This is a genomic window from Aquimarina sp. 433, assembly GCF_054054605.1.
In genome coordinates, this window is sequence record NZ_JBSWZK010000002.1 from 431824 (window position 1) to 447201 (window position 15378).

General features: G+C 34.2%; 14 protein-coding genes and 1 tRNA gene. 7 read left to right on the forward strand and 8 right to left on the reverse strand.

The features are described from left to right. The first annotated feature begins 34 nt into the window (after positions 1-34). The 4 genes from ACWNT5_RS06000 to ACWNT5_RS06015 all read left to right on the forward strand — a co-directional run bounded on the left by ACWNT5_RS06000 (position 35) and on the right by ACWNT5_RS06015 (position 5687). Positions 35-406, forward strand: coding sequence for a DoxX family protein (locus tag ACWNT5_RS06000; RefSeq protein WP_299604710.1), 372 nt, complete (start codon positions 35-37; stop codon positions 404-406). 269 nt (positions 407-675) lie between these two features. After that, entirely contained in the window at positions 676-2844 is a 2169-nt protein-coding gene (locus ACWNT5_RS06005) for a prolyl oligopeptidase family serine peptidase (protein ID WP_299604708.1), read from the forward strand. 180 nt (positions 2845-3024) lie between these two features. Beyond that, entirely contained in the window at positions 3025-3999 is a 975-nt protein-coding gene (locus ACWNT5_RS06010) for an ABC transporter ATP-binding protein (protein WP_299604705.1), read from the forward strand. A gap of 170 nt (positions 4000-4169) precedes the next feature. Continuing rightward, complete coding sequence (locus ACWNT5_RS06015) at positions 4170-5687, forward strand: Ig-like domain-containing protein (protein ID WP_299604702.1); 1518 nt, start codon at positions 4170-4172, stop codon at positions 5685-5687. Between the two features lie 81 nt (positions 5688-5768). Here ACWNT5_RS06015 and ACWNT5_RS06020 read toward each other — a convergent pair whose 3' ends face one another. The 3 genes from ACWNT5_RS06020 to ACWNT5_RS06030 form a co-directional block, all read right to left on the reverse strand. Further along, a complete protein-coding gene (locus ACWNT5_RS06020; protein ID WP_456516883.1) occupies positions 5769-6542 on the reverse strand; it encodes a UDP-2,3-diacylglucosamine diphosphatase in 774 nt (257 codons plus the stop codon). Between the two features lie 37 nt (positions 6543-6579). Then, a complete protein-coding gene (locus tag ACWNT5_RS06025) occupies positions 6580-7035 on the reverse strand; it encodes a 6-pyruvoyl trahydropterin synthase family protein (protein ID WP_299604700.1) in 456 nt (151 codons plus the stop codon). A 71-nt stretch (positions 7036-7106) separates the two neighbouring features. Next, positions 7107-7457: a winged helix-turn-helix transcriptional regulator gene (locus tag ACWNT5_RS06030; protein WP_299604697.1), complete on the reverse strand. Its 351-nt coding sequence runs from the start codon at positions 7455-7457 to the stop codon at positions 7107-7109. 124 nt (positions 7458-7581) lie between these two features. On the opposite strand from ACWNT5_RS06030, the gene ACWNT5_RS06035 reads away from it, so the two are divergent. Next, on the forward strand, positions 7582-8427 hold the full coding sequence (locus ACWNT5_RS06035) for an NAD(P)H-binding protein (RefSeq protein WP_456516884.1): 846 nt from the start codon (positions 7582-7584) through the stop codon (positions 8425-8427). 244 nt (positions 8428-8671) lie between these two features. On the opposite strand, the gene ACWNT5_RS06040 is transcribed toward ACWNT5_RS06035, so the two are convergent. From ACWNT5_RS06040 to ACWNT5_RS06055, 4 genes are all read right to left on the reverse strand, one after another. Further along, complete coding sequence (locus ACWNT5_RS06040; RefSeq protein ID WP_456516885.1) at positions 8672-9439, reverse strand: enoyl-CoA hydratase/isomerase family protein; 768 nt, start codon at positions 9437-9439, stop codon at positions 8672-8674. A 169-nt stretch (positions 9440-9608) separates the two neighbouring features. Further along, a complete protein-coding gene (locus ACWNT5_RS06045; protein ID WP_456516886.1) occupies positions 9609-10031 on the reverse strand; it encodes a hypothetical protein in 423 nt (140 codons plus the stop codon). Positions 10032-10338: 307 nt separating this feature from the next. Beyond that, entirely contained in the window at positions 10339-11670 is a 1332-nt protein-coding gene (locus ACWNT5_RS06050; RefSeq protein ID WP_456516887.1) for an MATE family efflux transporter, read from the reverse strand. Then, positions 11667-12164, reverse strand: a complete 498-nt coding sequence (locus tag ACWNT5_RS06055) for a GNAT family N-acetyltransferase (protein ID WP_456516888.1) — start codon at positions 12162-12164, stop codon at positions 11667-11669. Before ACWNT5_RS06055 ends, ACWNT5_RS06050 begins: the two co-directional genes overlap by 4 nt. A 187-nt stretch (positions 12165-12351) precedes the next feature. Between ACWNT5_RS06055 and ACWNT5_RS06060 the strand changes: the two genes are divergently transcribed. Next, positions 12352-13152, forward strand: a complete 801-nt coding sequence (locus tag ACWNT5_RS06060; RefSeq protein ID WP_456516889.1) for a universal stress protein — start codon at positions 12352-12354, stop codon at positions 13150-13152. Between the two features lie 76 nt (positions 13153-13228). Next, a tRNA-Ala gene (locus ACWNT5_RS06065) sits at positions 13229-13302 on the forward strand. Between the two features lie 92 nt (positions 13303-13394). Here ACWNT5_RS06065 and ACWNT5_RS06070 read toward each other — a convergent pair. Further along, positions 13395-15368, reverse strand: coding sequence for a DUF3857 domain-containing protein (locus tag ACWNT5_RS06070; protein ID WP_456516890.1), 1974 nt, complete (start codon positions 15366-15368; stop codon positions 13395-13397). Positions 15369-15378 lie beyond the last annotated feature (10 nt).

Consider the following 15378-nt stretch of genomic DNA (forward strand, 5'->3'; position numbering starts at 1 on the left):
TAATACCTCAACTTAATCATAAATAAATACAACAATGAATACTAAAATAATTTTAGCCTTAAGAATATTATTAGGAGCCTTATTGATCATTTTTGGAAGTAATAAATTTATAGGCTTTTTACCAGATTTTGAATTTGCAAATCCAGAAGCTGGTGTTCTTTTTGGAGCATTAGCCAATAGTTATATTCTTAAAACTGTTGGACTCATAGAAATCCTAGTTGGTCTTTTATTAGTAAGCAAAAAAGCAGTGCCATTTGCTTTGGTACTAATGGCTCCAATCTCTGTAAATATTATATTATTTCATGCTACTTTGGATCCAGCAAATATAGGCCCTGGAGCATTTGTTTTTCTTGCGAATGCTTTTTTAATATATAAGAATTGGAATGCTTACAAAAGTATGTTCTAATCAACTACTTATAAACTTTTTACTAGTATAAAAGTAATTTTTTTCGTTTCTTAGAGGACGGAATTTTCCGACTGCTCTACTACAATGATCAACCGAGTTGCTAAACCCCAAAGCAACGCTTTAAATGTGTAATCACTATATGATCGTCGTTAGAGCAGTTTTTTTATATTTTATTTAGCACTTTTCGGGAATAAGTTTTAATAGTTTTGTGACCTGCCTACCCTTTTGTTTAAGTACTATTATAGTATGAATTTATAAATTAGCTCATCATGAAAAAAACTTTCTTATTAGTTTGTTCGATTGTATCTTTAATTGGATGCAAAAACGAAACAAAAGAAGAAACTACCAAAACCACGATTGCATTGAATTATCCAGAAACTAAAAAAGTCGATACAGTAAACACCTATTTCGAAACAGAAGTTAAAGACCCTTACCGATGGTTAGAAGATGATAGAAGTAAAGAAACCGAAGATTGGGTTAGTGCACAAAACAAGGTTACTTTTGGATATTTAGATAATATTCCTTTCAGAGATCAACTAAAAAAACGTCTTTCTAGTTTATGGAATTACGAAAAAGTAGGAGCTCCATTTAAGGAAGGTGATTATAGTTATTTTTATAAAAACGATGGTTTACAAAATCAATATGTAATTTATAGATTTAAAGAAGAAGGTGATACACCTGAAGTTTTTTTAGATCCAAATACTTTTAGCAAAGATGGAACTACTTCTTTAGGAGGTATTAGTTTTTCTGAAAACGGGAAATTACTGGCCTATTCTATTTCTGAAGGTGGTAGTGACTGGAGAAAAGTCATTGTTAAAGATGTAGAAACCAAAGAAATTGTAGAAGACACTCTTGTAGATGTCAAATTCTCCGGAATGTCATGGAAAGGAAATGAAGGTTTTTATTATTCTAGCTATGATAAGCCTGAGGGAAGTGAGTTATCAGCTAAAACAGATCAACATAAAGTTTACTATCACAAACTAGGAACTCCACAAAAAGAAGATCAACTCATATTTGGTGGAACACCAGAAGAAAAACACCGCTATATTGGCGGAAATGTTACTAAAGATAATCGTTACCTGATTATTTCTGCAAGTACATCTACGTCTGGAAACAAGCTTTTTATAAAAGACCTTACGAAACCTAATAGTAAATTAGTTACTATTTTAGATAATACAGAAAGTGATACCTATATCATAGAAAATGTTGGATCTAAACTTTTCTTAGTAACCAATTTAAATGCACCGAATAGAAGAATCGTAACTGTTGACGCTGCTAATCCTACTCCAGAAAACTGGAAAGACTTTATTCCTGAGACAGAAAATGTATTGAGCCCTAGTAAAGGTGGTGGATATTTCTTTGCAGAATATATGGTAGATGCAGTATCCAAAGTTTTACAATATGATTATGAAGGCAAATTAGTTCGCGATGTTGAGCTACCAGGTGTAGGAAGCGTTGGAGGTTTCGGAGCTAAAAAAGAAGAAAAAGAACTATATTATTCTTTTACGAATTATAAAACTCCAGGAAGCATCTATAAATATAATATTGCTGAAGGTACTTCTGAGTTATACCGTAAACCTAAAATAGATTTTAATCCAGACGATTACGAAAGTAAACAAGTATTTTATAATTCTAAAGATGGTACTAAAGTTCCTATGATTATTACCTATAAAAAAGGAACAGAACTTACAGGAAAAAATCCAACCATTTTATATGGATATGGTGGTTTTAATATCTCTCTTACTCCTTCCTTTAGCATCGCTAATGCAGTATGGATGGAGCAAGGCGGTATCTATGCGGTAGCAAATCTAAGAGGTGGTGGTGAATACGGTAAAAAATGGCATGTAGCTGGAACTAAAATGCAGAAACAAAATGTATTTGATGACTTTATTGCGGCTGCAGAATATTTAATCGAAAACAAATATACTTCTAGTGATTATCTAGCGATACGAGGAGGTTCTAATGGTGGATTATTAGTAGGAGCAACAATGACACAACGCCCAGATTTAATGAAAGTAGCTTTACCTGCTGTGGGAGTTCTAGACATGTTACGCTATCATACCTTTACTGCTGGTGCTGGTTGGGCGTATGATTATGGAACCGCAGAAGACGACAAACAAATGTTTGAATACCTAAAAGGATACTCTCCTGTACACAATGTAAAAGAAGGTGTATCCTATCCAGCAACAATGGTTACCACTGGAGATCATGATGACCGTGTAGTACCTGCACATTCTTTTAAGTTTGCTGCAGAACTACAGGCTAAACAAAAGGGTTCGAATCCTACCTTGATCAGAATTGAAACCAATGCAGGTCATGGAGCAGGAACACCTGTAAAAAAGACCATAGAACAATATGCTGATATTTTTAGCTTTACGCTTTTTAATATGGGATATGAAGTTTTACCAGAACAAGTAAATGAAGAAGTAAAAGGATAAAACCTATTAATTATTCTCTATAAAAATAAAGAATCCGTTTTCTAAAAAGAAACGGATTTTTTTATTGAAGTTATTTATATTTGAAATAAGCCGTAAAAATTATGGCAAAACATACCTTGAGCGATTTTTTGGTGATTCCATCTGACAACCAAAAAACAACACATATAAAACAGATGAAATATGCTAACAGTTGAAAACCTATCCTTTGCTTACGATACCATTCCAGTGCTAAAAAATATAAGTTTTACTATCCAAAAAGGACAGCATATTGCTCTTATCGGTGCTAGTGGTTGTGGAAAAAGTACTTTATTAAAAATTATCTATGGTCTTATGGATGTGGATGAGGGTACTCTTTTTTGGGATGATCAGCAAATTTTAGGTCCAGCTTATAATTTAGTTCCAGGACAAGAAAATATGAAATTTCTTTCTCAAGGTTTCGAATTACAAGCCTTTAGAACCGTTGAAGAAAATATCGGTCAATATTTATCTAATTTCGAACCTGAATTAAAACGAGGACGAGTAAATGAACTGTTAGAAATTGTAGAGATGACTTCTTTTGCCAATACAAAAGTAGAAAACCTAAGTGGTGGTCAAAAACAAAGAGTCGCACTAGCTAAGGCGCTTGCCAATAGACCGGAAGTATTATTACTAGATGAACCTTTTGGAAATATTGATAATTTTAGACGTAGTTCGCTAAGAAGAAATCTTTTTGCCTATCTAAAAAGAAATAAAATTACTAGTATCACTGCTACCCATGACAAAACCGATATCCTTTCCTTTGCAGAAGAAACCATCGTAATTCATAATGGTGAAATCATTGAAAAAGGAAATACACTAAATATCTATAACAATCCTAAAAACTACTATATCGCATCACTTTTTGGCGAGGTAAATGAATTACCTATCCAAAGTGTACTTCCAGAAAAACAAGACTCAGGTACCTTACTTTTCTATCCTCATGAATTACAGATTGTAGATAACGCTACTTTAACAGCAAAAGTAAAAAAGTCATATTTTAACGGAAACCATTATCTAATCGAAGCTGTTTTTAACAACAGCATCATTTTTATTGAACATCCTAACTTTATAGAAAACTCTAAACAAATTGGGATACAAATTTCAGCAGAAATTGTGGATGCCAGACTTCAAAAGTAAATAGCCTATAAACTCCTATAAGCAACACCCACTAATTCATCCTTTACGGATTCTATTTTTCGCATCTTAGATTCACAAGGTTACAGTATCTTTAGAATTGGTCGAATTTATATTTCTTCCGAATAATTATTGTTACCTTATAACAACCTATACTTTTAAAACCAATAACTATGAAACGTAAACTATTAATTTTAAAAATATTAGCATTCCTATTTGTTGCTAATATTACCAATGCTCAGCAAAATGTACCAGATACCGGTTGTACTGGTCAGGACACCTATGATCAAGGAGTAAGAATAGTTCCTAATGCAAATTCATGGAAGGATAGTTATCAGGCAAATGGCTTTTGCTTCTGTAAATCTTCCTTTGATCATGGCGTAGGTAATTTTAAAATTACTATTAATGGACAAGGTAGAAATATCAAAGATATCTGTGATGAGCTTAAGAAACATCCTTTTTATAGAGATCTAGCCAATGGAGATCCTAGATATAATACCATACAATGTGGTAATGAACCAGGGCATGATGATGCCATTACTATACAAGGTAAGAGAATTAAAGATGAAAAAGTATGTCCTGGTCGTGTAGATCAAGGGAGCCAAGGTTGCCAATGTAAAGGCCCAAAATTTGATATGGAATGGTTAAGTTCCAGACCTAGATTTGGTGGTGGTGGAGACGGAGACAATACTGGTCCAAGTGTTTCTTTTAGTACTCCTGCAAGCAATGCTTCTTTTACAGCTCCAGCTACCTTACAAGTAATTGTAGTAGCTACAGATAGTGATGGAGTAAGTAATGTACGCCTGTACTTAAATAACTCTTTTATAAGACAAGAAAACGTAAGTCCTTATACTTGGAATAATAACAACCAAGATAATGCGCTTAAGAATTTATCGGCAGGAACGTATACATTAAAAGCAGAGGCAACAGATGCTAAAGGTGCAAAAACTACCGAAACGCTAACCTTTACCGTTGGTGATGACAATGGTGGTGGATCTAATGATGACGTTGTTTCCATTTTAGGGCAAACCATTAATAAATATGTAAGTTCAGAGAATGGTAGTGCTTCCATGAATTGTAATAGAAACTCTGTAGGAACTTTAGAGCAATTCATTATGGAACCAGCAGCAAATGGAACTGTAAGTTTTAAAGGAAATAATGGAAAATATGTTAGTTCTGAAAATGGTGGTAAACCCATGAACTGTAATAGAAATGCCGTGGGATCTTGGGAACGATTTACTTTGGAATCCTTGGGAGGAAATGTATATGCCATTAAAGGAAATAATGGAAAATATGTAAGCCATGAAAATGGTAATAAAGCTATGAATTGCAATAGAAATGCCGTAGGTCCCTGGGAACGATTTGTTATAGAAGGAGTAAGTGCTTCTAGAATACGAGAAATCACCAAAAATAGTGAAGCTAGTTATTCGGTGGATATTTATCCACTTCCTATACAATCTGATAATATAACACTTAACATCTCGTTATCTAAAAAAGTAAGTAATGCTAGCGCAGAAATTATAGACCTTAAAGGAAATCGCATTGCTTCAAAAAATCTGGGAAGTATAGCTTCTGGAACAAAATCGATACAGATGAACGACCTTAATACATCCAAATTATCAACAGGATTGTATATATTAAAAGTACGACTAGATAATACTGTAATTACTAAAAAAATAGCAAGGCAATAGTATTTCCTTGAACTTCTACCCTATAAAGCGGATAGTCACTTTATGATTATTCGCTTTTTTATTGCCTCTAAGTTTTGCAGACTACTCGGGTAAGGGATACTTTTCCAACTTCATTTCATTACCATCAAAAACAGCATAGGTATAATGTATAATCCAATCCCCTAAATTGGTATATCTGGAATTGTCTTTAAGATCAATCTCCATAGGAAGATGTCTATGACCAAAAACAAAATGATCTGTATGTTTTGTTTCCAACTTTCGCTTACAATACTGTACTAACCATTCATTGTCTTCTCCTAGAAAAGTAACGTCATCATCTCCAGAAATTAATTTATTTTTTACCGAAAGATATTGTGCTAATCGCACCCCCAAATCAGGATGCAACCATCTAAAGAACCACTTGGCGACAGGATTTGTAAACACTTTTTTCATTCGCTTGTATCCTTTATCGCCAGGACCAAGTCCATCGCCATGACCGATTAAAAAAGTAGTGTCGTTAAAGCTAAATTCTTGTGGCTGATGATATACGGGAATATTTAGTTCTTCTTCGAAATATCCATTCATCCATAGATCATGATTACCTACAAAATAGTACATCGGAATTCCTGCATCGGTAATCTCGGCGAGCTTACCTAAAGTTCTGGTAAATCCTTTAGGTATTACTGTTTTATATTCGAACCAAAAATCGAAAAGATCCCCTAATAAAAATATAGCAGCGGCATCTTGCTTTACCTCATCTAACCATTTTACAAAATTCTGCTCTCTTGGAAAGCTTTTCTCCTTTGTAGGAGCTCCCAAATGGTTATCTGATGCAAAATATATTTTCTTACCTTCCGCTAAATATATGTTTTTCATTGGATCTGTGGGATACTATAAAGTGAAAAAACAATTACTATTGATCATTATCTGAGGCAAACCATTCTGCAAAAGAAGTTTCAGTTTCTTGAAGTTTTAAGGAGTGTAACTCAATATTTTCAGGAAGTTTAGCTCTTATTTTTTTCGCGAAATCAATCACCATGTTCTCACTGGTAGGCTGGTAATCTACCAAAATGACATTATGCCCTCGTTTTTCCAACTCTTTTGCTAATTCTACATGAGGTGTGTTTTTATTAAAAACTGTGGCATGATCAAACACATCTTCGATATCTTCTTTTACAATTTTTTTTAAGTCTCCAAAATCTATTACCATCCCTAGTTTCACATGAGATGTATCTGTAATAGGTTCTCCTATAACGGTTACACTGAGCTTGTAGCTATGCCCGTGAACGTTTTTGCACTTACCGTCATATCCATAAAGTGCATGACCTGTTTCAAAAGAAAATTGTTTTGTGATTCTAATTTTACTCATTTGCGGTGATCTAACTTTTTGCAAAGTTAGTGAAGATTATCTTCTATTTTATTTTAAAAAGTAAATAACGCTTATTCATTGGTTATTGTTTGTAAATGTCCTGTACCCCAATTTGCCATTTCATTGAGTACAGGAGATAAACTTTTACCATAATCAGATAAACGATACTCTACACGTGGAGGAACTTCGGGATATATTTTCCGTATAATTATACCATCCGTTTCCAACTCTCGTAATTGCTGGGTCAACATTTTCTGAGTAATCGTTCCCAATCTTTTCTTTAATTGACCAAAACGCAATATTTCGTTGTTTTGTAATTCCCATAAAATACCAGGCTTCCATTTACCTCCAATAACGCTAAGTGTTGTCATTACCGGACATTTAATTGGACCTTCGCATTCTTTTTCTGATAAAAAACTCATAAAATTTTATTTTGAAAATACTGATAATCAATATTAGTATATAAAAAGAAACTACTGCACTTTTATGTACCTACTTGCACTAAGATACTAATGTATTTACCTTGTTACAAAAAAGATCATCATTATGTCAACTTATTTTATTACCGGTGCTACAGGTACTATAGGAAGAGAAGTAGTAAACAACCTACTTACTAAAAAAGAACAAGTAATTGCAGGTACTAGAAATACCCAAAAAGTCCAAGACGTTTTTGAAAAATCTGTTACTGGAGCATACTTTGATTACGAAGATAAAACATCCTATCAAGAAGTTTTAAAGTCAGATGCAATCTTCTTATTAGGTCCTCCATTAAATCCTGGGCTTTATGAATTACTAGAACCTTTTGTAGATTATTTACAAGAAAATTATAAAGGAAGACTCATATACTTATCGGGAAATGGTATGGAAAATCTTGAAGAATTACCTTTTCACAAAAAAATGGAAGAAAAGTTAAGGAATTCTTCTTTAGATTGGAATATCGTTCGCCCTGGATTTTTTATGCAGAATTTCGGCAACTATGAACGAGAGAATATACAGGATCGTAATATTATTTTTTCTCCTGCTGGAGAAGGAAAATCATCCTTTGTTTCTTCTAAAGATGTAGGGAGTGCTATTGCCGAATTACTTACAGCTCAGAATAGGGTTAAAGAAACTCATGTCCTTACTGGAGCAAAAGCATACTCTCATTTTGATGTTGCCTCTATGCTAAGCAACATATTAGGAAGAGAAATTACCTATCCTAATCCAGATGAAAGCACCTATAAACAGGTATTAAAAGAATCTGGTGCTCCAGATTTTATTGCAGATTATATGATTCCTGTTTATGGAATGATTAAACAAGGAAAGGTAAGCGAAGTAACAACAGCTATAAAGGATCTCACAGGGCAAGAACCGGAAAGTTTAGAAGAAGTTTTAAAGAGAGATTTCTTGTAAATAACCAGATATATCAGGCTGTCTAAAAAGTATTGAAAACACGTATTGTCAGTCTGAGCCTGTCGAAGACAAATTGAAAATCAACTGATTAAAAACTTCGACAAGCTCAGTTTGACATTATAAAGTTACTTTTTAGACAACCTTATCTTCTCTTTCTTTTATTATAGAAATAAACAACTACTAAAATGATTCCCAGAATTATAAATAATCCGTTGCCTCCTAAAAAATTCAGTATTTCCATATCTTATTTTTTAAACTTGTGTAAAGCATTTTTAGTAAACTCGGATAATACCAATTCTCCAGAAACAGCTGCTCTTTCGATCAACAGATCACTCCAATGATCTGTTCCTAGCCAGGTTACTTTTTTCATTTGCTGTGTAGCTTGTGGATTATAACTTGCTAATTTTTCGGCAAATAGTTGTATTTCCTTATCTAGTTCTTCAATCGTTTCGAAGACTCTGGTAAACAATCCTCGTTCTTTGGCCCAATAGGCATTTTTCCATTGAGATGCATCCCAAGCCAAAGCTTCAAAAGCTGCCAATCCTATTTTTCTGGATACCGCAGGTTCAATCACAAAAGGACCAATACCTATGGTTAGTTCGCTTAACTTAATAGAAGCGGCTTCTGTAGCCATACAGTAATCGCAAGCCGCCGCCAATCCTACTCCTCCTCCAACTGTTTTGCCTTGTATTCTACCAATGATAGGTTGCTTACACCTTCTCATAGCATTAATTACATTGGCAAATCCAGAAAAAAACTGTTTCCCTTTTTCTAAATTGGTAATAGAAATCAACTCATCAAAAGAAGCTCCTGCACAAAAGGCACGCTCACCTTCTGATTTTAGAATAATCACATGTACAGATGTATCATTGGATAATGTATCAAATGCTTTGGTTAATCGCTCTAATAATTCTGATGGAAACGAATTGCTAGATGGATGTCCAAACTCTATGGTAGCAACATGGTTTTCGGTATGTGTATACAAACTTCCATTAGTTCGTGTAGTAGTCATTTGGTTTTGATTTTTGATAAAAATAGGTAATATTCAGCGGTTATAAAAAGAATGCCATCGATAGATCGAAGTGACTTTTACAATTACTATTTGTTCTTTATTAAAAGAAATGATCACTAAACATATTGCTGCTCATAATCTTTTATACTTGGATATAAATGTCTACTTTCTAACTAGAGGTTTTTAGAATAACGAATGTCAATGTCGACCAAATTAACAAAACAATGACACCCAATATCATATTTCTAAAACGTATTTTGTCTGACTTTAGACTACACTGTTCAGGATCACTACTAACTACTCTTAACTGAATTTTTTCACCTAATGCTATTTGACTAGAATCTTTTGTTATTCTTTCTATTTTTGAAAAAATTTTGCCTTCTATTTCATATTCCAAAGTAACTTTTATTGCTAATTTTTCACCTTGAAAGCTTTTGGATGTAAAGGTCTGAAACACTTCATACTCTTTAATTTCTTTTACCGTTGCTTCCACCAGTTTAGAACGATATTTAAAAATAAAATATTGATAACTCTTGTGGATTACAAAAACCAGTAATGCTATTTCTATTAGTGTTAGGTATGCTGCTGACATTATTTTATAATCAACTAATGTTCTTCTGTTTTAATAAATATACGAACTTACGCGTTAGGGATTGTAATGTAAATCCCACAGCCCGAGGATGACGAGGTGCGAGGAATTGTAGTGAAAAGCCCGACCCGATAGGGTAACGCCCAACCATAACACAAGGCTATTCTAACAAAACCCGTAGTTCTACTTATTTCTATTTTTTGTGTCACACAGTACTTTTAATCCATGGAAAAAAAGTATCTGATAAAGTTTAGAGCTATACTGATCTGTTTGTATGTGGTTATAGCGATGGCTATTTTAAAATTCGCTTTTAGCTAGTGGCCAAAGGGTAGTACTTTCGTCTAAACTTAATCAATAATGCCAATCCTCGTATAAACATCCATACCGTAATGGCAATCCATACACCATGGAGTTTCCAATCCATATATCGGGCAATCATAAGAGTAGGAATAAATCCTAAAAAAGTAGACCCTAATAATACATTCCTTAAGAAACCTGTTTCACCCATTCCTTTAAATATTCCATCACCAACAAAGGCTACTGCATTAATTGGCAGGGCGATAACTACAAGGTAGAAGAAGCTTTTAAAAATAGTGATTACTTCTGGATCTTTGGTAAAAATCAGCCCTAACCGCTCTGGAATGAGTAAGGCTGCGCCTCCTAATATACTAGCAACGATAATTCCATACAGATTTACTTTTTTGGACATGGCAATCAGGTTTTTGTAATCCTTTGCTCCCAATAATCTTCCGCCCAATATATTACCTGCACCGCCATATCCATCAATGAAAAAAGCGAAAAACAACCACAATTGTATAGCGATACTATGTGCTGCAATATAATTGGTTCCAATACTGGTTGCTTCTCTTGCTGCCAGAATTATGGTGGTGTTTAGTGCAAAAGAACGAATGAACAAGTTAAAACTCATGATCATAAATCGTTTCATCTCGGGATGCCATAATTTTTCTAATCGTAAGGAAACGTCGGTTTTCTTAAGCAAAAAAATCAGAGATAAAATGGCCATAAGTACCTGAGAACACAAACTGGCCCATGCTGCTCCTTCTAGATACATAGGTTCTAAAAACCCTTCGATCCCATAGACCAAAACAATATCGAATATGATATTGGCAACCACTCCGATTAAGGCAATGATCATAGGCCAAAATGTATTTTGCAATCCTCTGAATATGCCAAAAATTGCAAAAACAAATAAGGTAAGTGGAAATCCCCAAACCCTAATCCTGTAATACGAAATACAATAATCGAGCACAACGCCTTCTGCTTTGAGCAGTATAAAAATCTCCTTGATAAAAGGAACTGTAGCTAATAATATTGCGATACTCAATCCTATATTAAAAAGGATTGCTTGCGCTGGTAACATTTTAACTTCATCCAATTTTCCTGCTCCCAGATATTGAGAAATGATGGCAGATATCACCGCTCTCGTTTGTGCCAATATCCAAATAAGTGCCGATAAAAATGATCCTACAATTCCCACCGCAGCAAGTGATTCTGTGCCGTGTACTGGAATATTACCCACAATAGCAGTATCCGTAGCGGATAATACAGGCTCTGCAATTCCTGCAATAATTGCCGGAACAGCAAGTTTATTAATATTTTTAAAACTTATGATACTACTCACAATACCAATTCATAACAATAGAAAGGATGCTCACTTTGCTTAGGAAAAAATATGTTCCCTAATCGCTGATATCCTCTGGTTTCATAAAACGTATGATTTCTTTTGTTTTGGCTAAATGTATCTAACCGTACCGATGCGTACTTCTTTTCTTTTGCCTGAGTTTCTGCCCAATTCATTAACTGCTGAGCATATCCATTACCCCAATAATCCGGATGTACAGCCAATCTATGTACATATAGACTATTCTCATTTTCTGTTAACCACTGTATAGGAATATACTCATCGTCCATCAGTTCTGTAAGTACAATGATACCTTTGATATGACCTTCTTCTAGAACATACAACTCTTCTAACTCAATATCTTTTTCGAAACGAGTTCGGGTGGGATAGTGTTCGTTCCATTGATAAATTCCTTTGGCAATCATTGCTTTAGCACAAGCTTGTGTTAACTTGTGAATTGCATCTAGGTCTGAAGGTGTCGCTTTACGAATCATAATTTTTATCAAGTGGCAAAAATACAAACTATTATCTCGAAGAGGAGGTTTTAGAAGAAGGCATAATTTATTTTAAAGAAACTTTAAGAAAAGAAATAGCGATTAGTGGTGCATCTATGGACAAAAAAGCCTTTTAACTCATCAAAAGTTGTAATTTTGCTCCTTAGAACACAAATCAGGCTTAGTAATGAAAAACATCCTAGTCCCATTAGGGTTATCCAAAAATTCTGTAAGTATCGCACGATTGCAATATGCAATTGATTTTGCTAAAGAGTTAGGCGGAACGGTATATGCAGTGCAAGTATTTAAGGAGTTACCCCGATCTGGTAGTCTTCCTTCAGTAAACGAGACGCTAAAAGATATTTCGGCAACTACTATTGAAGAAAAACTCGCTCAGGTAGACAAAAAAGATGTTACTGTTACAGCACTTCCGCTAGAAGGAGATTTATTAGAAGCCATTCCAGAATTTAATCTAAAACATTCTATTGATTTGATTGTGTTAGGTGCGGAGAGTGATGATATTAAAATGCCTTATTTTTTGGGTGAGACTTCCGGAAGTTTGGTTAAGAAAACAGAAATTCCGGTATTGATCATTCCGGAAAATTATGAGTTCAAGCCAATTTCTAAAATATTAATGGCTATTAAGTCTGGTATTATCAAAAAAGAAACAACTTTAAATCCTATTAAAGAGATTCTAAGTACGTTCAATGCTGACATCAAATTGTTACAAGTTAAAACGGCAGAGTATTTGCCAGAAGATTCGGAGTTTCAGAAAGATTTAGCAACGCTGATCAGTTCTTACAAATCATCGGAAAATGGTACTTTATTCCAAGGGGTTTTAGAACACCTTAATGAAAACAATCCAGATTTACTTTGTGTTTTACGACGTAATAGAGGATTCTTTGGGAAGCTTTGGGAAGATAACAAAGTCCTGAAAAAAGATTTTGAAAGTAGAATTCCTTTGTTGGTACTTAAAGGAGCTTACTAGAAAGATATAGAGATGTAGCTTGCTCCTCCGCTACGCTTTGGCGGACAGGCGCTCGCTCCATCATTACAGTATTCTTGGGGATGTAGCTCAGCTGGCTAGAGTGCTTGACTGGCAGTCAAGAGGTCGTGGGTTCGAGTCCCATCTTCTCCACTCATGAATAGAAGCCTGCACACATTGTGCAGGCTTTTTTATTTTCCAATCAAGTGAGGTTATACCTGTAATAGCTTTATCTTGTCTAGTATTTAAATCTTTTCTAATACCAATGTTACTTTATTAAAATTAGCAGCGCTGTTAATGACCTTTCTGTAGTCTTCATATAACGCAACATCGATAATGTTTTGATTATAAAATTCTTTAATCGATACGATCAGTTGATTGTCTTTTATCTCGTAAGAGGATGAAAACATAAACAACTCTTTATCGTCCTTGTTATAAGATTCATTGATATTAATCTTATCCAGATTTTTGAATTGATATCCTGTAGGGATGTCTACGACAATCTTTCGATCGTAACTTCTTTCGAATTCATTTTCTGCGGGAAGCTGTCGTACTTTTTCCTGATACATCTCTTGCTGCGGACCGATGATAGACCCAATCTTAAACAGGTATTTATTGCCTGCTTTGTCTACATAGTCTTCAGATTTTAGGTCTGCAATAATTTGTAGAGGTTTGGTTCCGAAGTCTTTAGAAGACGCGTTGATTGCTTTCTTTGCTACAATTTCGACATTAGGATTGATAGATTTAATCACACTTTCGATCATTTCATCTTTGTTTTCCTCTTTGGCGATATCCATAAATGGTTGTATGTACACTGCATAATATCCATCCATAACCCGATCCATTTTTAGGTCTGTTACAGTAAGATCTTCTGGATCAAAACTTACATTCATTACTAAATTATAATTGGTCTTATCATAATTTACTGGTTTGATATATTTGATACTACCCACTCCCGACGTAAAGCCTCCTAAGGTTACAGGTTTAATAAATAGTCCATAATTGTCTGTAAAATAACCTGGCGGAAACCCTAATCTAGACTCTATTTTGGTAGGAGCCATATACAATTTAAGCTTAGGAAAGTAGATCAGTGTTTCTAGCAAAAAGTTGTAGGCCTCAAACCCTTTATCAAACTTCATTTCTCTCCTGTCGGTCGTATATACGAGTTGATGTTTAATGTTCAGAACTTTACTTAGAGCAAGGTATAGTTTTACAATACCTCTTTCATTAGCCACTTTATTGTCTAATATACTCGAAACATCTTCCAGGTCTTTTCGATTTACATCGGCTACATATATATTCGCTTTGATATAATTCTCTAGCGCTCTAATTTTTGTAGCAGTATCTTCATGATCTGCATCCTCGATAGATTTTACAAACTTTGTTATTTTTTTATTGAGCTTTTCATCTACTTCTGGAAATAAGTTTTTATAAATATTCTGAGATCCTATTCGATACGAAACGATATCATTAGCTGGATTATTGGTGTTTTTCTCTAGCTTATAGATCAGGTATTTTTTCATGGCACCATAAGGAGCTTGCTCCTCATTATCAATCGCTTCTAAGGTATCAAGCTCTAGTTTCCAATGATTTTTATCTGTATTGGTAGTATCCTGAATCACATCAGGAAGCTCATTATAGCTTTTGGTTTTAAAAATCAGATTGGTAGGTGCTAACAATTCGAAACTTACATTCTCTTTTTCGAAATCTGATTGTAATGTTACTCTTTTTCCTGTATATCCTGGATATCTCTTTACAACAAAAAAGTACTCTATAAATCCTCCTTTTTCTACTCCTTCTAAGGCGTAATATTTTAAGGTACGTTTTGTTTCTTCATCTTCGGAAGTTAGAATCTTAGAATCATCTAATTCTATAATTTTACCTGATTTGGTAATAACACGAGCTTTATTGGTTACCACCTCAGAGTTGGGACTCGAAGGAAGGTATACCTTGTTATATTTCTCGATATTATCATTAGAATTAAGCCAATATAGTTTATGAATCAGTGCATATTCTACAAAGCTATCATCGTCCAAAAAATAGAACTCATTAACTACCTTATCTTTAAAAGCTACGATGTCTTTATCCTCATATTTTTTTAGATCGATAGTAGCCACTGGATCGTCATCCCAATCGTAGGTTGTATAGTAAGGTTCTTTTTGACTCCACAAATTGCTGGTCAAAAGAATTATAATTGCTAAGTATTTTAGTTCTTTCATTTATAATTTT